A 20612-nucleotide genomic window follows, 5' to 3' on the forward strand; every position below is an offset into this window, starting at 1 on the left:
CGCGGTCCGTTCACGGGGCGACAATGGGGGCGTGAACGAATCCATACCCGTCGTCCGTGCCACCGAGTACGGCACGGCCAGGCTGATGCCCGACGTCGATCGGGAGCGGGCCTGGTTGCTGACCGTCGACGGGGCGCCGCAGTCGTACGTCGACCTCGACGAACCGACGTACCTGGAGTTCGAGTACACGCGGCGGCTCGGGTACGTGCTGGACGCCGTGGCCGAGGCCGGGGCCGCTCTCGACGTGCTGCATCTCGGCGGGGGCGCGCTCACCCTGCCGCGGTACGTGGCGGCCACCCGCGCCGGGTCCCGGCAGGACGTCGTGGACGCCGACCGGGGGCTGCTGGACCTGGTCACCGAGCATCTGCCGCTGGCGGACGGCGCCGGGATCGCGCTGCACGCGGCCGACGCCCGGAGCTGGCTGGAGGGGGCACCCGGGGACTCCGCCGACGTGATCATCGGCGATGTCTTCGGCGGCTCCCGGATCCCCGCGCACCTGACCTCGCTGGGCTACGCCCGGGAGGCCGAACGGGTGCTGCGCGGCGACGGGATGTACCTGGCGAACCTCGCGGACTCCGCACCCTTCGCCTTCCTGCGCTCGCAACTCGCCACGTTCGGAGCCGTGTTCGAGGAGCTGGCGGTCATCGCCGAGCCGGGGGTGCTGCGCGGCCGACGGTTCGGCAACGCGGTGCTGATCGCCTCGCACCGGCCGATCGACGCCGGTGCGCTGGCCCGTCGAACGGCCGCCGACGCCTTTCCGGCGCGAGTCGAACACGGCACCGCGCTGCGGGAGTTCGTCGGCGGCACCCGGCCGGTCGGGGACGCGGACGCGGTGCCGTCACCCGAGCCCCCCGGCGGAGCGTTCGGCATCGGGTGACGCGGACGCGGGCCGTTCGGTGACCGGGACCGTGCGGCGGGTGAGGTTGCGCACGTCCGGCACGAGGAGCACCGCGGCCGTGACGACCACGATCACACAGGCGCAGCCCCACAGCGCGGCGCCGAGGCCGAAGGCCTGCTCCGCGGGGCCCGCGAGCGCCATCGCCAGCGGCAGCAGGGAGACCGAGCCGAACCAGTCGTACGCCGAGACCCGGGAGAGCTTCTCCTCGGGTATCTCCTGGTGCAGCGCGGTCATCCAGGAGACACCGAAGACCTCCACCGTCACCCCGGTCACGAACATCACCACGTAGAGGACGCCCACCGGCACCGGTACCGCCAGGGCCGCGGAGGGCAGGGCCAGCGGGAAGATGCAGAGAGTGCCGACGAACAGCAGCCGGCGGGGCTTCCAACGGGTCATCAGGAGGGCGCCGGCCGCCGTGCCCGCGCCGAACGCGGCCAGGGCGAGGCCCCAGGGGCCAGGACCGCCGAGGCTGTTGCGTGCCACCAGCGGGCCGTAGACCGCGTCGGCGGCGCCCAGCACGGCGTTGGCGATCGAGAACTGGACGACGATGCCCCACAGCCAGGGGCGGCCCGTGAACTCCCGCCAGCCGTCCCGCAGGTCCGCCAGCATCCCGCCACCCGGAGCGCGCGGCGGAACATGGCTGACGTCGAGGAACGAACGCAGCGTCCCGGCGACCGCGAACGCCGCCGCGTCCACCGCCAGCACCCAGCCCGGGCCCACCGCCGCCACCAGAGCGCCGCCGAGCGCCGCACCGCCCAGGGCCGCGCCCTGCATGGCCATCCGGAACACGGCGAACGCGCGGCCCGCCTGTTCCCCGCTCACCGAGGACAGCAGCATGCCCTCCGCCGCCGGGCTGAAGAACGCCTGGCCGGTGCCGCCGAGCGCGGTGAGCAGCATCATCTGCCACAACCGGGGCTGGCCGGCGAGCACGAGAGCGGCGAAGGCGCCCTGGGAGAGGAAGTTCAGGGTGTTGGCCGCGACCATCACGCGGTGGCGGGGGAAACGGTCCGCCACCGCGCCGCCGACGAGCAGGAACAACACCAGCGGGAGGGTGCGGGCGGCGGCCACCAGGCCGACGTCCCCGGCGTCACCGCCCGCGTCCAGCACCGCGAACGCGGCGGCGATCAGCGAGCCGTTGGCACCCAGGCTCGTCACGATCGCCGCCGCGGTCAGCAGACTGTAGTTGCGGCCCGCCCAGGCGGGTCTGCGCAGGCGGGCGGGGCTGCCGGGGGAGTCGGAGGTGGAGGTCACCGCCTGACTATCCCCGGCCGGGACCGGGCTTGCCAAACCGTGTGCCGGCCGTCAAGCCCCTGATCCGGTCAGCCCCCCGTCGGGGTGCCGTGCAGCCGGACCGTGCTGAGGATCTTCATGATCGTCGCGGTCGGGACCTCGCCGTTCACGCCCTTGGCGCCGTAGAAGTCCCAGGACACCAGGTCCCCGGCCGAGTTCTCGAAGCCGAACGTGATCGCCTTGCCGTCGCTCGCGCACTTGCCCTTGTCCGGGGTGTTGGTCGAACGGGCCCACGCGTAGGCGCCCTTGAGGCCCGAGGCGGTGGTGTAGGCGGTGGCCTTCTTGTCGTAGCCGATGCTCTTCTTGTCCGGATACGTGTAGCCGCCGTACACCCACCAGGGAACCTCGCGGACGGCCGCGTCGCCCGGGGTCTTCGCGCCGCTCTCGCCCTTGGTGCCGACCGCCGCGAGCGCGGTGTCCTCGGACCTGCCGTCCTTGTCGTCGTCGCTCGTGCACCACTTGGACTTGTACTGGGCGGGCGCCGACATCGTGATGATCGGCTTGCCCGCCTTGTCCTCGAAGCCGACGGACGTGCCAGAGGTGAGCACCTCCCAGTCGGCCGGCACGTCGAAGGCCGTGCCCCACTTGGGGTTCACGACGGTCTTCCAGCCCGCGACCGTCGGCTTCTCGCCGCTGTCGTCACCGCGCGGGTTGTCGTCGGCCGAGGCCGAGGACGAGGCGGACGCGGCATGCGAAGGCGTCGGCGACTGGCTGGTCCCCTGGTTCTTCCCGTCGTCCGCCCTGTCGTCCTTCTTGCCGCCGAGCACCAGGAAACCGGTCACGCCGGCCGCCACCACGACGGCCGCGGCCGCCACGATCGCGACCACCTTCGTGCGGTTGCCGCCGCCCCCGCCCTGCGGTGCCTGCGGCGTGCCGGCGGGCCCCGGGGGACCCCACTGCGGCTGCTGCCCGTACCCGCCCGGCTGCGGGTACTGCTGGTAGCCGGGCTGCTGGTACGGATTCGGCTGCTGGTAACCCGGTTGCTGGTACGGGTTCTGCTGCGGGTTCTGCTCGCCCCCTGGCGGCTGCTGTTCTGGCCACATGGCTCGTAACCCTAGTCCCGCCCAGGACACGATTCGGTCACCGGACCTCGGCGGGGGCGTACCGAAACACCGGCCCGGCGGGTGGGGTACGGGTTCGCCGGACCGGTGTCGGGCTTCCGCGGGGCACCGGCTCTGGTCAGGCTCGGCTACCCGTGAGTAACATGGCCGTCATGAGCGCAGACCAGATGTCGATCGGCGAGATGCTCGCCGCCACGGTCCCGATGGTGCGGACCCTCAACCTGGAGTACCTGGAGACGACTCCGGAGCGGGCCGTGCTGGCGCTCCCGGACCAGGGCGACTTCCACAACCACATCGGCGGCCCGCACGCGGGGGCGATGTTCACCCTCGCCGAGTCCGCGAGCGGGGCGATCGTCCTCGCCGCCTTCGGCGACCAGCTCTCCCGTGCCGTGCCGCTCGCGGTCAGCGCCGAGATCGCCTACAAGAAGGTCGCCCTCGGTCCGGTCACGGCCACCGCGACCCTGGGCCGCCCGGTCGCCGACGTCGTCGCCGAACTCGACGCGGGCAAGCGGCCCGAGTTCCCGGTCGCCGTGGCCATCACGCGCGAGGACGGCGCGGTGACGGGCGAGATGACGGTCGTCTGGACGCTGCGCCCGAACAACTGAGGCGATCCGCGGGACGCCGGACGGGGTGAGGGGCGGCGGATCCTCGCCCGGCCCCTTGCGTGGGCCGCTCAGGCGGCGCGGCTCTCTTCCCGCCCGGCCCCTTCCTCCTCCGGCAGGGCCGCCACGAACTCCCGCAGCCAGGCCGTGAACTCGGGCCCCAGGTCCGGCCGTTCACACGCCAGCCGGACCACCGTGCGCAGGTAGTCCCCCTTGTCGCCGGTGTCGTAGCGCAGTCCGTCGAAGACCACCCCGTGCACGGTGCCGCCCGCGGCCAGCTCCTGGAGCGCGTCGGTCAGCTGGATCTCGCCGCCCCGGCCGGGCGCGGTCCGCTCCAGGACGTCGAAGACCCGCGGGTCGAGGACGTAGCGGCCGATGACCGCGTAGTTGCTCGGCGCGTGCTCCTGGGCCGGCTTCTCCACCAGCCCGGTCACCCTGACCACCCCGTCCTCGCCGGTGGCCTCGACGGCGGCGCAGCCGTAGAGGTGGACCTGTGACGGGTCGACCTCCATCAATGCCACGACACTGCCCTGGTAGCGGTCGCGGACGTCCAGCATCCTGCTGAGCAGGGTCTCGCGGGCGTCGATCAGGTCGTCGCCGAGGAGCACCGCGAAGGGCTGGTCGCCCACGTGGTGCCTGGCGCACAGCACCGCGTGGCCGAGGCCCAGCGGGTCGCCCTGCCGGATGTGGTGGATGTCGGCGAGCCGGGCCGGGTCGCGCACGGCGTCCAGGCGCACGGTGTCGCCCTTGGCGGCCAGCGCCTGCTCCAGCTCGAAGGCATGGTCGAAGTGGTCCTCGATGGCCCGCTTGTGCCGCCCGGTCACCATCAGGATGTCGTCGAGCCCGGCCTTGGCCGCCTCCTCGACGACGTACTGGATGGCCGGCTTGTCGACGACCGGCAGCATCTCCTTCGGTGTCGCCTTGGTGGCGGGCAGGAACCGGGTGCCGAGCCCGGCGGCCGGCACGACGGCCTTGCGCACCGGCCGGGCGGACGCGGGGACGGGGGAAGGTGACGGGGAGTGGGGGGCGATCATGCGGCACATGGTGGTGCACCGGGATGAGAGCGGGCCGAGAGAAACATGGGAGACGGCTGTGGAACGCGGGCGTCCGTCGGCTTCGAGTACGCGTGCCGAGAGTTGAAGATTTCGTGTCTCATCGGGTTCTTGACGCACACAAGTTGAACCTGCGCGGCCGCTGAATGACCTTAGGGCGCGGATACCGCCGGTAACTTATCTGAATTCCCTCGACTTTGAACTTCGGTCATCCTGACTTCTTGTTTCCTGTGAGGGGCGTGTGCGAAGGTGAGCCTCCGCGCGGGAGGGTCCAGAGGCCGGTACGGGTCGAACGGCCGGTCCTTATGGGCTCCAAAAGGTACGCACCAATCAGGCACTGCATTCCGTCAGGGCGCCATTTCGCATGCCGTCCTGCGGCTCGGAAGGAAATGGTTCAGTGCAATCCCCCTACCCCCCACGGCCGCCTTACCCGCCTCGCCCCGGTTCGACTCCGGGGGAGTCCGACCGCGATCTCGTCGCCGAACTCGCCGCGGAGCCCGCCGCCCGGCATCATGCCGTCGCCCTGCTGCTGGCCCGGCACTGGCGCGCCACCTGCGAGTACGCCATCGTCTGTCTCGCCTCCGCCACGCCCGCCGCGCAACTGGTCGCCAGTGCCGCGTTCGAACGGGTCCTCGGCCGGCTCGCCGGCGGCGCGGTCGGCGGCGCCCTGCGCCCGCAGCTGCTCGTGGCCGTACGGGAGACGGTCCGCGCTTGGGCCGCAGACGAAGCCATTTCCGTGGTCGTGCCGGAACTGCGCAAAACGACCGGCGGCCGTGGACTCGGCGCCGCGAGACCCGGGACCCCGGAAAGGCGGCAACTCGCGGAGCGTGCTTTCCAGGCACTTCCGGGAGCCTCGCAATGCCTTCTGTGGCACACCGAGGTCGAAGCAGAACCCATAAACATACCCGCTGGTCTGCTGGGTGTCGACACCGGTACCGCGACAGCCGCTCTGGACCAGGCCCGCGAGCAATTCAGGACGGGCCTGGTGCGCGCCCACCGGGAACTCGCGCCCTCGAAGGAATGCCGCTTCTACAACCGTCTCCTCGACGTCCCCATGCGCCGGGGCGGCTCGCTGCTCCCCGATGTGCAGCGGCATCTCACGGAGTGCCGGTACTGCCGGTACGCCGCCGAACAGCTCAGCCATTTCGACGGCGGTCTTGAACACCTGCTCGCCGAGACCGTGCTCGGCTGGGGCGCGCGCCGCTACCTCGACACGCGGCCCGGCCGCGGTGCCGCCGTCGAGGCGTGGCCGACCGGTGCCGGAGCCGGTGCCGGCGCCGGACCGGGGCAGCCGGCCGCGTCCGGCGGACGGCACCGCACCGTGTCCGAGGGCGGCCGGCGCAAGGCGCTGGCCCTCGGCGTCGGCCTGGTCTCCCTCGTGCTGCTCGCCACCGTGCTGGCGGCCAGGAGCTGGTCCGACGACAACGGTGTCCCGCACCCCGGTGCCACCACCTGGGGCGCCCCCGGCTTCGGCACCACCCGCTCCGGCCCCGCCGCCGATCCGTCCGCCGGGGCCTCCCCGTCGCCGGCCTCCGTGGGGGAGCCGGTGGAGGTGGCGCACGGCAGACTGCGCAGCCTGGACAGCGGGCTCTGCGTCGACGTGCGCGGCGGACGGGTGCGGGCGGGCGCCGAACCGCGGCTCGGCACATGTTCCGACGCCGGCTCCCAGCAGTGGTCGTACCAGGACGACGGCATGCTGCGCAGCGCGGTCGACCCGACCCTCTGCCTGGTCGCCGACCCGGCCGCGCGCGGTGTCGTGGTCGCCGGCTGTCTGGTGCACGCGGGAGAGGTGTCGTACGACCTGACGGTGCGCGGGGAGCTCCTGCTCCGCTGGCGCAGGGACCTCGCGCTGGCCGTGGACGCCGCCCGGGTGGTGGTGGCCCGGCGCGACGGCTCGTTCGCGCAGCGCTGGGACCTCCAGTCGGCGAGCGGCGACCCGGCGGGGGCGCCCCGGGCCACGCCCTCCGCGACGCCCCCGGCGGAACCGGACCAGCCGTCCGGGACGCCCGCGCGCCCGGCTCCGGGACGGGAGGCGTCCGGCGGGTCGGAGCAGCCGTACAGCACGCGGGTCGCGCAGGCCGGGGCCCCCGACCGCCCCGTCACCGTCGTCCCGCCCACACCCGTCGGCATCACGGAACACACCGCCCCGGCGACCCCGCTCGCGACGACGGCCGACGACGTCCTTCGCTCCGTACCGCAGGCCGTCACGGCCACCCTGACCGGAGCGACAAGCCTGCTCGGCTGACGTGCCCACCCACCTGGGCCGACGAGTCCACCTGCCTGGTCGATGAGTTGGCCCACAGCATCGGTGCGCAGGGTTTCTCTGGTGGGTGAGTTGGTCCCTCTGGTCGGTGGGTCGGGCTCGTCCGGTGGGTGAGTGGGTTCGGCGGTGCTGTCAACTGGTGCACCGCGTTCGGGTCTTGGCGGCTTCGGGGCGGTTCTTGTTCAGATCGTTGACACGAGTCACCTCCGGATCTACGTTTCCGACGCGCCGGTGGTGCGGTCGGCGGGTCGTCAAGGTCGTGCGGCGGGTGCCGCGTTCACAGGCCGAACGCGGTCCGGGCGGCGCCCGGGCGCGGCTCGCGGTCCACATCGTCGTGCCCGCACACCGAAGGAGTGACGGATCATGTCCGAAACCGTCTCCCGACGATCCACCCTGCGCCTCATAACGTCCGCCGTCGCGGTCGCAGCGGCGGCCACCGGAGGACTCGCTCCCCTCACGTCCGCCGTCGCGGCCGGCAGACCCGGCACCGGCGCCGGCCGCCGTGTCGAGGGCCTGCTCACCAGGCTCACCCTCGACGAGAAGATCTCCCTGCTGCACGGCGGGACCGACCCGGCCTCGCTCGGCCAGGCCGGCTACCTGCCCGGCGTCTCGCGGCTCGGCATCCCGCCGCTCAGGCTCGCCGACGGCCCGGCCGGCGTCCGGGTCACCCGGCACGCCACCGCCCTGCCCGCCCCCGTCCTGCTCGCCTCCGCCTTCGACCCCGAACTCGCCCGCCGTTACGGCCGGGTGATAGGCCGTGAGGGGCGCGCCCTCGGCCAGGACGTGCTGCTCTCCCCGATGGTCAACGTCATCCGCACCCCGTACGCGGGCCGCAACTTCGAGACGTTCAGCGAGGATCCGCTGCTCGCCTCCGACGTGGTCGCCGCCGAGATCGGGGGCATCCAGGACGAGGGCCTGATCGCGACCGTCAAGCACTTCGCCCTCAACAACCAGGAGCAGGACCGCAACTCGATCGACGTGCGGGCCGGCGAGCAGACCATGCACGAGATCGAACTGCGGGGATTCGAGGCGGCGGTGACCGCCGGTACCGGCGCCGTCATGGGCGCCTACAACAAGGTCAACGGCACCTTCGCCTGCGAGAACAGGACCCTCCTCACCGATGTCCTGCGCGACCGGTGGGGTTTCGAGGGCTGGGTGATGACCGACTGGTTCGCCGCGCACAGCACCGTCGCGGCGATCACCGCCGGTCTGGACATGGAGATGCCCGACGGCACCTACTTCGGTACCGCCCTCAAGTCGGCCGTGCGGAACGGGAGCGTGGGGGAGGAGTACGTCGACCGGGCGGTGCGGCGGATCCTCTCCGTGATGGACCGCTTCGGCCTCCTCGACGGCAGCGCCCCGCCCCGGCCCGACCGTGACGCGGCGGCGGGCGCGGCGGTGGCCCTGGAGGTCGCCAAGGCCGGTGCGACCCTGCTGCGGAACGCGCACGGCGCCCTCCCGCTGGACGGCGGCGGTGTCGCGGTGGTCGGGCCGACCGGCAGCCTCCCCTTCGTCAGCGGCGGCGGCAGCGCCCACGTCGTCCCCGACCACGCCGAGAGCCCCCTCGACGCCATCCGGGCCAGGGCCCGCGGCACCGTCACCCATGCCCTCGGCGAGGACCTGTTCGGCAAGGCGATCCCGGGCTCCGCGCTCACCCCGGCCTTCGAGAGCGAGGGCCTGCGGGTGGCCGCCGGGCAGACCTGGCAGTACGACGGCACCCTCACCGTCGCCGAGGACGACGAGTGGACCTTCGTCCTGCACTTCTCGTCCGCGCCCACCGCCCGACCCACGGTCCTGCTGGACGGCGTGGAACTCTTCCCGCTCGCGGCCGGGTACGGCGAGTACTTCTCCGGTGGACTGATCGCCACAGCCCCCGACGGCCTGGGCGTCCGCCGCCGGACGCTGCAACTCGGGGCGGGTGCCCATACGTTGAGGATCTCGGCGAGCGGCGGCGACGCCGGCCTGCTGTTCCGGCTGCGCCGGATCACCGGTGCCACCCGCGCCCAGGACGTCACCGAGGCCGTGCGCGCGGCCCGTGCCGCCCGCCATGTCGTGCTGTTCGCCTACGAGGACGCCACCGAGGGCCTGGACCGCACCACCCTCGCCCTGCCCGGCCACCAGGAACAGCTGATCCGCGCGGTGGCCGCGGCCAACCCGCGCACCACGGTCGTCCTCAACACCTCGTCGTCCACGTCGATGCCGTGGCTCGCGGACACCGGCGCGGTGCTCCAGATGTACTACCCCGGCCAGGAGGGCGCCGCCGCCACCGCCGCCGTCCTGTTCGGCGACAGCGATCCCGGCGGACGCCTCACCCAGTCCTTCCCGGTCGACGACGACCACCACCCGGTCGCCGGCGACCCGCGCCGCTACCCCGGTGTCGACGGCACCGAGGAGTACTCGGAGGGCATCCACGTCGGCTATCGCTGGTACGACGCCCAGGGCGAGCGGCCCCTGTTCCCCTTCGGGCACGGCCTGTCGTACACCTCCTTCGCCTATTCCGATCCGAGGGCGCGCTGGACACGCGAGGGCCTGGAGGTGACGTTCACCGTGCGCAACACCGGCCGCCGGACCGGGGTCGACGTCCCGCAGGTCTACGTCGGACGCTCACCCGACCTCCGAGTCGACCAGGCGGTGCGGGTGTTGGGCGGTTACCGGCGGCTGGTGCTGCCGGCGGGGGAGCGGCGCCGGGTGACCGTGCGGGTCGCTCCGCGCACCCTGTCGTCGTGGGACGCGCGGCGGAACCGCTGGACCCTCGGCACCGGACGGCGCACCGTCTGGATCGGTGCCTCCTCGGGCGACCTGCGGCTGCGCACCAGTGCCCGCGTGGAGGCCGCCCACCACTGAATCCCCGTCAACAGGCGGCCGGTGAGCGCTCGCTCGCCGGCCGCTTGATTCAAGGGTTTACGAGAATTTTTCCCAACGCGCGTTTCATTTCAAGTAATACAGTTGGCGACAGGTTTTTGTCAGGCTTGGTGCAAGGTTCGTGCAGGGCTGTTCGGTGCGCGTTTCCGGTGTGCCACGATCGAGCCAGCGGACCGAAGTCATCCCGAATTTACAGAGCTCGGCGCCATCGCACGGCGTGTTGCGCCAGGGTGAGTGCGGGGTGAATGGCCGGGGTGCTTTGACGGGCTTGTGGCGGTGTGGCGCCGGTGCTTCCAGGGGCGGACGGGCCCTGATCCGAATCGGATTGCTCGGATTTTCGGCTCTTGCGGTGAATTTCCCCGGCTGGCCGAATCAATGCTACCCGACGTGATAAGGCCGCCCTGTTATTGACCCGCGAGTAATGAACTCGCTAGTTTCCGGTGGCCTCACCCGGACCTCTCCGCCGCACAAGTCCCCCACCGTGCTGTCCTCCCGATTATTCGGAGCATCATGACGTCCCCTGTGCGTGCCGTCGACCTGATCATCTGTGTCACCCCTTTCGGAGAACCCGACGCCCGGCTCGCCACCGCGGTCTGCGCCGCCGGCGCACTCGGCGTCCTCGACCTGGGGCGCGGTGACCGAAGAACCCGGGAGGCGCTGGCCCGGCTGACCCGGGCCGCGCCGGGACCGTACGGCGTGCGGGTGCCCGCGGGCTGCGCGCTCACCCCGGACGATCTGGACCCCGCCCCCGACACGGTGGTCCTGGCCGGCGACGCTCCCTGGCGCGTCGCCGAACTCGCCCCGCGCAGCCGGGTGCTGGCCGAGGTCACCGACCTGGCCGCGGCACGCGCTGCGGTCGAGGCCGGCGCCCGTGGACTGATCGCCCGGGGCAGCGAGAGCGGCGGCCGGGTCGGCACGCTGAGCACGTTCGTCCTCCTCCAACAACTGCTCGGGCAATCGGACCTGGACGTGCCGGTATGGGCCTGCGGGGGCATCGGACCGCGCACCGCGGCGGCCGCGGTGGCCGGCGGCGCGGCCGGGGTCGTCCTGGACAGCCAACTCGCCCTGCTGGCCGAGTCCCGGCTGCCCGAGGCGACCGCGGCCGCGCTGCGCTCCCTGGACGGCTCCGAGACGGTGCTCGTGGCCGGGCATCGCGTCCTGCACCGGCGCGGTCCGGACGTCGTACGCCCGCCCGCCGACGACCCGGCCGCGGTCGCGGCGCTGCTCGGGGCCGACGACCCGCGCGGGCGGCTGCTGCCGGTGGGCCAGGACGGCTTCCTCGCCGCGCGCTTCGCCGAGTGCTGGGGTGATGTACCGCGCACGATCAGGGAGTTGCGGGCGGCGATCCGGAGTGACGGCGCCGCCGCGGCGGCGGCCCTGCGACCCGGGACCTCCGCGATGAGCCGCGCCCTCGGCACCCGGCTGCCCGTCGCCCAGGGCCCGATGACCAGGGTGAGCGACCGGGCCGACTTCGCCGCGGCCGTCGCCGCCGACGGGGCGCTGCCCTTCCTGGCGCTGGCCCTCGCGGACGGCGCCCGCACCCGGGAGCTGCTGACCGAGGCCAAGGCGGCACTGGACGGCAGACCCTGGGGCGTCGGCGTGCTCGGGTTCGCGCCCGAGGAACTCAGGAACGCCCAGCTCGAAGCCGTACGGGAGCTGCGGCCCAGCCACGCGATCGTCGCGGGCGGCCGGCCCGCCCAGGCGCAGGCGCTGGAACGGGCCGGGATCAGCACCTTCCTGCACGTGCCCTCGCCGGGGCTGCTGCGGCAGTTCCTGGAGGCCGGGGCCCGGAAGTTCGTGTTCGAGGGCTCCGAGTGCGGCGGCCACGTCGGCCCACGGGCGAGCTTCCCGCTCTGGGAGGCGCAGCTCGCCGTACTGGAGGACTTCCCGGACGCCGAGGGACTGGAGGTGTTCTTCGCGGGCGGTGTCCACGACGAACGCTCCGCCGCGATGGTCGCCGCCCTTGCCGCGCCGCTGACCGCCAGGGGCGCCGCCGTCGGCCTGCTCATGGGCACCGCCTACCTCTTCACCGAGGAGGCGGTGCACCGGGGCGCGATCCGGCCCCTCTTCCAGCGCCAGGTCATGGCAGCCGCCTCGACCGCGCTCCTGGAGACCGCGCCCGGCCATGCCACCCGCTGTGTGCCCAGCCCCTTCACCCTCAACTACCACAAGAGAGAGGCCGAGTTGAGGGCCGATGGGGCACCGGACCGGCAGGTGTGGGAAGAGCTGGAGCGGCTGAACGTCGGCCGGCTGCGCATCGCCAGCAAAGGCGTCGACCGCGCCGAGAGCGGCGAGTTGACACCCGTCGACGAGCGACGTCAGCTCAACGACGGGATGTTCATGGCCGGAGCGGTCGCCGTGCTGCGTTCGGAGACGACCACGCTCGCGGCCCTGCACCACGCGGTGACCGACGGCGCGGCCGGCCTCCTGGCCCGACGGCCGGCGCCCGAACGGGAACCCGAACCTCCCGCGCCCGCCCCGCTGGACGTCGCCGTCGTCGGCATGGCCTGCATGTTCCCGCAGGCTCCCGACCTCGCCGCCTTCTGGGCGAACGTGGTCGCCGGACACGACGCGGTCACCGAGGTTCCCCCGGAGCGCTGGGACCCGGCCGTCCACCACGCCGACGGCAGCACCACCTCGAAATGGGGCGGCTTCCTGCCGCCCATCCCGTTCGACCCACTGGGCTACGGCATCCCGCCCGCCTCCCTCGGCCACATAGAGCCCGTGCAGTTGCTCGCCCTGGAGGCAGCCGCACGGGCCCTGGAGGACGCCGGATACGGCGAGCGGGGGCGGCGGTTCGACCGCTCCCGGACCTCTGTCGTGTTCGGCGCCGAGGCGGGCAGCGACCTCTCCAACGCGGCCACCCTGCGCGCCGTCCTGCCCTCGTACTACGGCAGGGTGCCCGAGGGGCTGGCGGACCAGCTGCCCGGACTCACCGAGGACTCCTTCCCCGGCATGCTCGCCAACGTCATCTCGGGACGGATCGCCAACCGGCTCGACCTCGGCGGCGCCAACTACACCGTCGACGCCGCCTGCGCCTCCTCGCTGGCCGCCGTCGACGTCGCTTGCAAGGAACTCACCGCCGGTACCAGCGACGTCGTGCTGTGCGGCGGCGCGGACCTGCACAACGGCATCAACGACTACGTGCTGTTCTCCTCGGTCCACGCCCTGTCCCCGACCGGCCGCTCCCGCGCCTTCGACGGCTCCGCCGACGGCATCGCCCTCGGCGAGGGCGTGGCATGCGTCGTCCTCAAGCGGCTGGCCGACGCCGAACGCGACGGCGACCGGATCTACGGCGTGATCAAGGGACTCGGCTCGTCCAGCGACGGCCGTTCCCTCGGCCTGACCGCGCCCCGTCCCGAGGGCCAGCGGGCCGCCCTGCTGCGCGCGTACCGCAACGCCGGGATATCCCCGGCGCGGGTCGGTCTGGTCGAGGCGCACGGCACCGGGACCGTGGTCGGCGACCGCACCGAACTGACCATCCTCAGCGAGGTGTTCGCGGAGGCGGGCGCGGAGACGGGTGGCTGTGCGCTGGGGTCGGTCAAGTCGCAGATCGGGCACACCAAGTGCGCCGCCGGACTCGCGGGCCTGATCAAGACCACCCTGGCTCTGCACACCGGTGTCAAACCGCCCACCCTGCACCTGGAGCGGCCCAACGCGGCCTGGCAGGAGGACGCCAGCCCGTTCGCCTTCCACACCGAGGCCCGGCCCTGGGCGGCCCCGGCCGCCGAACGGGTCGCCGGTGTCAGCGCCTTCGGCTTCGGCGGCACCAACTTCCACGTGGTGATCGGCGCGTACGACAGCCCCGTACCGCCCGAGCAGGGCCTGGACGCCTGGCCCGCCGAGCTGTTCCTGTTCCGGGGGCGGGACGAGCGGGCCGCCCGGCGGGGCGTCGAGGAGATCCTGAAGGCCGCCGAGACCGGGGGCCGGCGGTTGCGGGACCTGGCGTTGGCGGCCGCCCGCCGCTCGGACACCGCGCACGAACCGGTGAGGGCGGCGGTGGTCGCCACCGACGTGCCGGGACTCGCCCGGCAACTGCGGAAGGTGCTGGCAGGGGAGCAAGACCCGCGTGCCGGGGTCCACCTGGCCGACGGACCCGACGACGACCGCGGGAAGGTCGCCTTCCTCTTCCCCGGCCAGGGCAGCCAGCGCCCCGGGATGCTCGCCGACGTCCTCGTCGCCTTCCCCGAACTCCAGCACTACCTCCGGCTGGGCCGCGCCCACGCCGACGCCCTGTACCCGCCCGCCGCCTTCGGCGACGAAGCCCGTGAGCGCCACCGGGCCGCCCTCACCGACACCCGCGCCGCCCAGCCCGCCCTCGGCATCACCGGCCTGGTCGCGCACGCCCTGCTCACGGCGGCAGGGGTCCGCCCCGACATGGCCGCCGGACACAGCTACGGCGAACTCGTCGCCCTCGCCGCGGCCGGTGCCCTCACCCCCGAGACCCTCCTGGAACTCAGCGCCGAACGCGCGGCGGCGATCCTGGCCGCCGCGGGTGACGAACCGGGCACCATGGCAGCCGTCGCCGCCGGAGCGCGGGACGTCGAGCGGGCGCTGCGGACCACCGGGGCGCCGGACCCGGTCGTCCTCGCCAACCACAACTCGCCTCAGCAGACAGTCATTTCGGGTCCCACTCCGGATGTGACCGAAGCCGTGAGGCTGTTGCGCGAGCACGGCCTCGGGGCCAAGCGCATCCCCGTCGCCTGCGCCTTCCACAGCCCCGTGGTGGCCACGGCCGGGGACCGGTTCGCCGAGGCCCTCGCCGAACACGCCGTACGACCGCCCGAGTTCCCCGTCTGGTCCAATCGCACGGCGGCCCCCTACCCGCCGGACGCCGACGCCGTACGGGCCGGACTCGCCGCCCAGATCGGCTCACCCGTCGCCTTCGCCGGCCAGATCGAGGCGATGTACGAGGCCGGCGCCCGCGTCTTCGTCGAGGCCGGCCCCGGGACCGTGCTGACCCGGCTGGTGGGACAGATCCTCGGCGACCGGCCGCACACCACCGTGGCCTGCGAGCCCCGCGCCGACAGCGGACTGCCCGGCTGGCTCGACGCGTTCGCCCGGCTGGCGGTGGCCGGGGTACCGGTGCGCACCGCATGGCTGCTGCGCGGCCGCGACGCCGTGGACGCGCTGCGGACCCCGGCGCCCCGGCGGCCCGGCTGGACGGTCGACGGGCAGCTGGTGCGCACCGCCGACGGAGACCTGCTGCCCGGTGCCCTGGCGCCGGCCCGACGAGTCGTGGAGACGACGACTGTGACGACGAACCAGCCGCACGGCACCCCGGTCGACCGGGACGCGCTGATCTCCGAATACCTGCGCACCAGCCGGGAGATGATCGCCGCCCAGCGCGATGTGCTGCTCACCTACTTCGGGGCGGCACAGGCGCCCGCGGCCCCCGGGCCGGTGCTGCCGCCGCCCGCCGAGGTGGTCGCCCCCGAACCGCGGACGGCGCCCGCCCCCGCCGAGCTCGAAGCCGCGCCCGGGGAGCCGGCCGGGGAACCGGCCGAGGTCGAGCGGGTGGTGCTGGAGATCATCAGCGAGCGCACCGGCTACCCCGTCGACATGATCGAGCCCGATCTCGACCTGGAGGCGGATCTGAGCATCGACTCGATCAAACGGGCCGAGATCGCCGGGGAGCTGGCGAAGCGGCTCGGGATCGCGGGCGCGGCCCGGGCCCTGGAGGACAGCGAGTTGGAGGAGCTGGCCAAGGCCCGCACCGCGGCGGCGGTGACAGGATGGCTGAAGGCCAGGGTCGGCACGGCGAGGAACAACCCCGGTGTCGGCGGGGCGGGCGGTGTCGGTGTCGGTGCGACGGACAGTGCGGGTGCGGGTGCGCTTGGCGGCGCCGGTGCCGGTGTGGGTGCTGGTGCCGGTACGGCGACGGCCGTGGTCGCCCCTGGCGTCGGCGCGGCGGCGGTCGTGGCTCTCGGGACGGACCCCTCGGGCCGGTCGGCGGAACGTGCCGGGCCCTCCGGCGGCGCCGCGGTCTTCGACGACATCCCGGCCGGCGAGGCGCCGAAGCGGTTCGTGGTGCGGCCGGTCGCGCTCGCGGAACCGGACGACGCTGTCGATCCCGCCGCCGTCCTGGGCGGCCGCCGGTTCGCCGTGCTCGGTGACGGCGGACAGGTGGCCCAACGGCTCGCCGAGTACGGCGCCGAGACCATCTCCCTCGCCGCCGGTCACCTGCTCGACGACGCCGACGGACCCCTGGACGGCGTGCTGTACCTGGCCGCGCTGCCCGGCGGCGACACCCCCGTCCTGCCGGACGCCTTCCCCGTGCTGCGCGCGGCCCTCGCCCGCGGCCCGCGCTGGCTGCTCGCCGCCCGGCCCGCCGACGGCGACGACGCGGCTCGCTCGGCCGGACTGCACGGGCTGTTCCGCACCGTCGCCCGGGAGTACCCGGACACCGTCGCCCGGGTCGTGACCCTGGAGGACACCGCGCCCGCCGCGGTCGCCGACGCGCTGCTCGCCGAACTGCTCGCCCCCGGCCCGGCCCCCGTCGTACTGTGCACGGCCGCCGGCCGGTACGGACTCGAACCGGTCGAGGTGCCGCTGGGCGCGCTCGGCACCACCGGGGCCGGACCGGCCGCGGAGGGGGCCGCGGAGGCCGCCGCGCTCGGCCTCGACCGGGACTCCGTGGTGCTGCTGGTCGGCGGGGCCCGGGGCATCACCGCGAAGTTCGCGGCCGCTCTCGCCACCGCCTGCCGCTGCCGCCTCGAACTGCTCGGCCGGACACCCGCGCCGACCGGCCCCGAGGCCCCGGACACCGCCGCCGCCCGCACCCCCGCCGAACTCCGCGCGGCCCTCGCCGCGCGGGGCGGTGTGACACCCGCCGACGTCAACCGGGAGGCCGAACTGCTGCTCGCCCAGCGGGAGATCACCGCAACCCTCGACGAACTCGCCGCGCTCGGCAGCGAGGTCCGCTACCACGCCGTCGACTTCCGGGACCGGGACGCCGCCCTCCAGGCAGTCAAGGAGATCCACGCCGACCACGGCCGACTCGACGGGGTCGTCTTCGCGGCCGGGGTGATCGAGGACCGGTTGATCGCGGAGAAGACCCCGGAGTCCTTCCAGCGGGTGTACGGCACGAAGACCACGGGCGCCGCCACGCTCCTCGCCGCCCTGGCGGAACTCCCCGCAGGGCCCGGGTTCGCGGTCCTGTTCGGCAGTGTCTCCGCCGTCCTCGGCAACCGCGGCCAGGCCGACTACGCCGCCGCCAACGACGCGCTGGAGAGCCTTGGCGCCGGCTGGGCGGAGCGCACCGGCAACCGGGCGCTGACCGTGCACTGGGGTCCGTGGGCGCCCGTCGGCGGCCACACCGGCATGGTCAGCCCCGAACTGGGCCGGGAGTACGCGCGGCGCGGGGTGCGGCTGATCGACCCCGAGGAGGGCACCGCCGCGCTGCTGCGCGAGCTCGCGTGGGGCGAGCCTTCCACACGGGCCGTCGTCTACACCGTGTCGGGCTGGTGAGATGACCGACGACAGCGGGAAGCCGGACGACGGCCGTCGCGGGCCGGTGGGGACGGGTGCGGGCGGGCGGACACCGGTCGCGATCGTGGGGATGGCGGTGCTGCTGCCGGGCGCCGCGGGCCTCGACGCGTACTGGCGGAACCTGGTGAACGGCACGGACGCCATCACGGAGGTGCCGGCCGGGCGCTGGGACGCGGACTACTACCGGCCCGGCTCGGCGGCCGGGCCGGCCGTGCCCGACGAGGTGTACTGCCGGAGGGGCGGCTTCGTCGACGGCCTGGCCGAGGTGGAGGTCACCCGGTACGGGATCATGCCGAACTCCGTCGCCGGAGCCGAACCCGACCAGCTGATCGCCCTGGACGTGGCCGCCGCCGCGATCGCCGACGCGGGCGGCGCGGACCGGCTGCCCGAGCGGCACCGGATCGGTGTGGTGCTGGGCCGGGGCGGCTATCTCACGCCCGGCCTGGTCCGGCTCGACCAGCGAGTCCGGACGGCGGGCCAACTCGTGCGCACGCTCGGGGAGTTGGTGCCGGACCTCACCCCCGGTCAACTCGCCCGGGTCCGGGAGGCGTTCACCGAGCGGCTGGGCCCCGCGAGCCCCGAGTCCGCGATCGGCCTGGTGCCCAACCTCGCCGCCTCCCGGATCGCCAACCGCCTCGACCTGCGCGGCCCCGCGTACACCGTGGACGCGGCCTGCGCCTCCTCGCTGGTCGCCGTCGACCAGGCGGTCACCGAACTGACCGCCGGACGCTGCGACATGATGCTCGCCGGGGGAGTGCACCACTGCCACGACATCACCCTGTGGAGCGTGTTCTCGCAGCTGCGCGCGCTCTCCCCGAGCCAGCGCATCCGCCCCTTCCACCGGGAGGCCGACGGCATCCTGATCGGCGAGGGCACCGGCGTCGTCGTGCTCAAACGCCTCGCCGACGCCGAGCGGGACGGCGACCGGGTCTACGCCGTGATCCGCGGTACCGGCGTGGCCAGTGACGGCCGGACCGCGGGACTCGTCAACCCCGACCCCGCCGGCCAGGCCCACGCGGTGCGCCAGGCCTGGCACACCGCCGGACTCGACCCGTCCGCCCCGCACTCCATCGGGCTCCTGGAGGCGCACGGCACCGCGACCCCGGCCGGCGACACCGCCGAACTCGCTACCCTCGCCGAGGTGTTCGGGCCCGCCGACGAACCCGCGGTGCTCGGCTCCGTGAAGTCGATGATCGGCCACACCATGCCGGCCGCCGGAGTGGCGGGGCTGGTGAAGGCGGCCCTCGCCCTGCACCACGCCACCCTGCTGCCGACCCTGCACTGCGACGACCCGCACCCGGCCCTCGCGGCCACCCGGTTCCGCACCCTGGACCGGGCCCGCCCCTGGGAGACCACCGCGGAGCAGCCGGTGCGCAGGGCCGGGGTGAACGCCTTCGGGTTCGGCGGCATCAACGCGCACGTGGTGCTCGAAGAGGCACCGGGCGGACGTCCCGCCCCGGCCACCGACCCGCTCGGAGCACCCGGCAGGGTCGCCGCCGCCCGGGTCAGCGAGCCCGAGCGCGTCCTCCTCCTGGCCGAAGGCACTCCCGAGCGGCTGGCCGCCGCACTCGCCGCCGACGACTCCGCCGTGCTGGCCGCCGGTCTCGCCTCCGACCGCCCGCACGCCCAGGCCGGACCGGCGCGGCTGGGCGTCGTCGACCCGACCGCCAAGCGGCTCGCCCTGGCCCGCCGCGCGGTCGCCAGGGGCCGCGCCTGGCAGGGCCGCAACGACGTGTGGTTCCGGCCCGCCCCCCTGCTCGGCGACACCGCCCACGGCAAGCTGGCCTTCGTCTTCCCCGGCCTGGAAGGCGAGTTCACTCCCCGCGTCGACGACATCGCCACGCATTTCGGCCTCCCCACCGTCACCGCGCCCGCCACCGGGGAGCTGCGGGTCGGCGACGTCGGCCGTCATGGGTTCGGTGTCGTCGGCGTGGGGCGGCTCCTCGACTCGGCGTTGCGCCGGATGGGCGTGGTCCCGGACGCGGTCGCCGGGCACAGCGTCGGCGAGTGGACCGCGATGGCGGTCGCCGGGCTCTACTCGGGGGCCCAGGTGGACGCGTTCATGGCGGACTTCGACCCGGACGCGGTCACCGTCCCCGGTCTCGCGTTCGCCGCGGTGGGCGCCCCCGCCGACCGTGTCGTCACAGCCCTCCGCGAGGACTGGGCGGACGCCGGGATCGTCCTCTCCCACGACAACGCGCCGGGCCAGTCCATGGTCTGCGGACCGGACCTGGCGGTGGCGGAGTTCGTCCGCGCCTTCCGCGCCGACGGGGTGCTGTGCCAGGTGCTGCCGTTCCGGTCCGGCTTCCACACGCCGATGCTGGAGCCGTACCTGACCCCGATCAGGGAGGCCGCCGAGGGCTTCCGGCTGCACCGGCCGGCCGTGCCGGTCTGGTCCGGCACCACCGCGGCACCCTTCCCGGCCGCCGAGTCGGAGGTACGGGAGCTGTTCGTCCGGCACCTGCTGCAACCCGTCCGCTTCCGGCAGCTCGTCGAGGGCCTGTACGCCGCCGGGCACCGCGCCTTCGTCCAGGCCGGGCCCGGCCAACTGGCCTCCCTGATCGGTGACGTCCTCGGCGACCGCGACCACCTCGCGGTCGCCGCCAACTCCCCGCACCGCTCGGGGATGGCCCAACTCCGCCGGGTGGCAACCGCGTTGTGGACGGCGGGAGCACCGGTGGCGGCCGCGGCCCCCGCCCGGGAGGAGACGGCCGCGACGACGGCGTCCGTACGGCACCGCCCCCCGGTGCGGCTGGACCTGGACGGCGCGCTGGTGTCCCTGGACGGCCCGGCTCTCACCGCACTCCGCACCGAGCTGCGCGGCGCCACACCCGCCCTGGCCACCACACCCGTCCCGGCCACCATGCCGGTCCCGGCCACCACGCCGGTCCTGGCCACCACGCCCGTCCCGGCCACCACGCCCCCGCCCGCCGTCACCGGCCCGGCGCCGCTGGACGACCTCGCCGCACGCATCCCGGCCGCCGCCGAACTCAGCGCGCTCCTGCGCGACACCGCCGCCTCGGCGGTGGCCGTGCTCACAGCCCTGCGCCCCCCGACCGCGACCCCACGCCCCACACCTCCCCCCACCGGCCC

The 20612-nt window shown here is 74.1% G+C and carries 9 protein-coding genes; 6 read left to right on the plus strand and 3 right to left on the minus strand.

Going from position 1 to position 20612, the window contains the following annotated elements:
* Positions 1-31 precede the first annotated feature (31 nt).
* A complete protein-coding gene (locus AAW13_RS33845) occupies positions 32-877 on the plus strand; it encodes a spermidine synthase (RefSeq protein WP_046727180.1) in 846 nt (281 codons plus the stop codon).
* Here AAW13_RS33845 and AAW13_RS33850 read toward each other — a convergent pair.
* Positions 839-2149 carry an MFS transporter gene (locus AAW13_RS33850; RefSeq protein ID WP_046727179.1) on the minus strand — a complete coding sequence of 437 codons (1311 nt, stop codon included), beginning with the start codon at positions 2147-2149 and terminating at the stop codon, positions 839-841. The genes AAW13_RS33845 and AAW13_RS33850 overlap by 39 nt on opposite strands.
* A gap of 68 nt (positions 2150-2217) precedes the next feature.
* Positions 2218-3231: a DUF8017 domain-containing protein gene (locus AAW13_RS33855; protein WP_046727178.1), complete on the minus strand. Its 1014-nt coding sequence runs from the start codon at positions 3229-3231 to the stop codon at positions 2218-2220.
* 185 nt (positions 3232-3416) lie between these two features.
* On the opposite strand from AAW13_RS33855, the gene AAW13_RS33860 reads away from it, so the two are divergent.
* Positions 3417-3854: a DUF4442 domain-containing protein gene (locus AAW13_RS33860; protein ID WP_046727177.1), complete on the plus strand. Its 438-nt coding sequence runs from the start codon at positions 3417-3419 to the stop codon at positions 3852-3854.
* 68 nt (positions 3855-3922) lie between these two features.
* On the opposite strand, the gene galU is transcribed toward AAW13_RS33860, so the two are convergent.
* The gene (gene galU / locus AAW13_RS33865) at positions 3923-4885 is read right to left on the minus strand and encodes a UTP--glucose-1-phosphate uridylyltransferase GalU (RefSeq protein WP_046727176.1); all 963 of its coding nucleotides are present in this window, start codon (positions 4883-4885) and stop codon (positions 3923-3925) included.
* A gap of 415 nt (positions 4886-5300) precedes the next feature.
* On the opposite strand from galU, the gene AAW13_RS33870 reads away from it, so the two are divergent.
* The 4 genes from AAW13_RS33870 to AAW13_RS33885 form a co-directional block, all read left to right on the plus strand.
* The gene (locus AAW13_RS33870) at positions 5301-7148 is read left to right on the plus strand and encodes an RICIN domain-containing protein (protein WP_240528806.1); all 1848 of its coding nucleotides are present in this window, start codon (positions 5301-5303) and stop codon (positions 7146-7148) included.
* Positions 7149-7529: 381 nt separating this feature from the next.
* Positions 7530-10010 carry a beta-glucosidase family protein gene (locus tag AAW13_RS33875; protein ID WP_046727175.1) on the plus strand — a complete coding sequence of 827 codons (2481 nt, stop codon included), beginning with the start codon at positions 7530-7532 and terminating at the stop codon, positions 10008-10010.
* Positions 10011-10538: 528 nt separating this feature from the next.
* A complete protein-coding gene (locus AAW13_RS33880; protein WP_071659771.1) occupies positions 10539-17498 on the plus strand; it encodes a type I polyketide synthase in 6960 nt (2319 codons plus the stop codon).
* 91 nt (positions 17499-17589) lie between these two features.
* Positions 17590-20612 (plus strand): type I polyketide synthase (locus AAW13_RS33885; RefSeq protein WP_240528807.1); only part of this gene is annotated, 3023 nt, incomplete at its 3' end.

It is taken from the genome of Streptomyces humi (assembly GCF_001005085.2).
GTDB classification, from domain to species: domain Bacteria; phylum Actinomycetota; class Actinomycetes; order Streptomycetales; family Streptomycetaceae; genus Streptomyces; species Streptomyces humi.

Bases quoted from the DNA above. Each gene is read 5' to 3' on its own strand.
- AAW13_RS33860 (WP_046727177.1), top strand. From the start codon at position 3,417: ATGTCGATCGGCGAGATGCTCGCCGCCACGGTCCCGATGGTGCGGACC.
- AAW13_RS33875 (WP_046727175.1), top strand. From the start codon at position 7,530: ATGTCCGAAACCGTCTCCCGACGATCCACCCTGCGCCTCATAACGTCC.
- galU (WP_046727176.1), bottom strand. From the start codon at position 4,885: ATGATCGCCCCCCACTCCCCGTCACCTTCCCCCGTCCCCGCGTCCGCC.
- AAW13_RS33880 (WP_071659771.1), top strand. From the start codon at position 10,539: ATGACGTCCCCTGTGCGTGCCGTCGACCTGATCATCTGTGTCACCCCT.
- AAW13_RS33855 (WP_046727178.1), bottom strand. From the start codon at position 3,231: ATGTGGCCAGAACAGCAGCCGCCAGGGGGCGAGCAGAACCCGCAGCAG.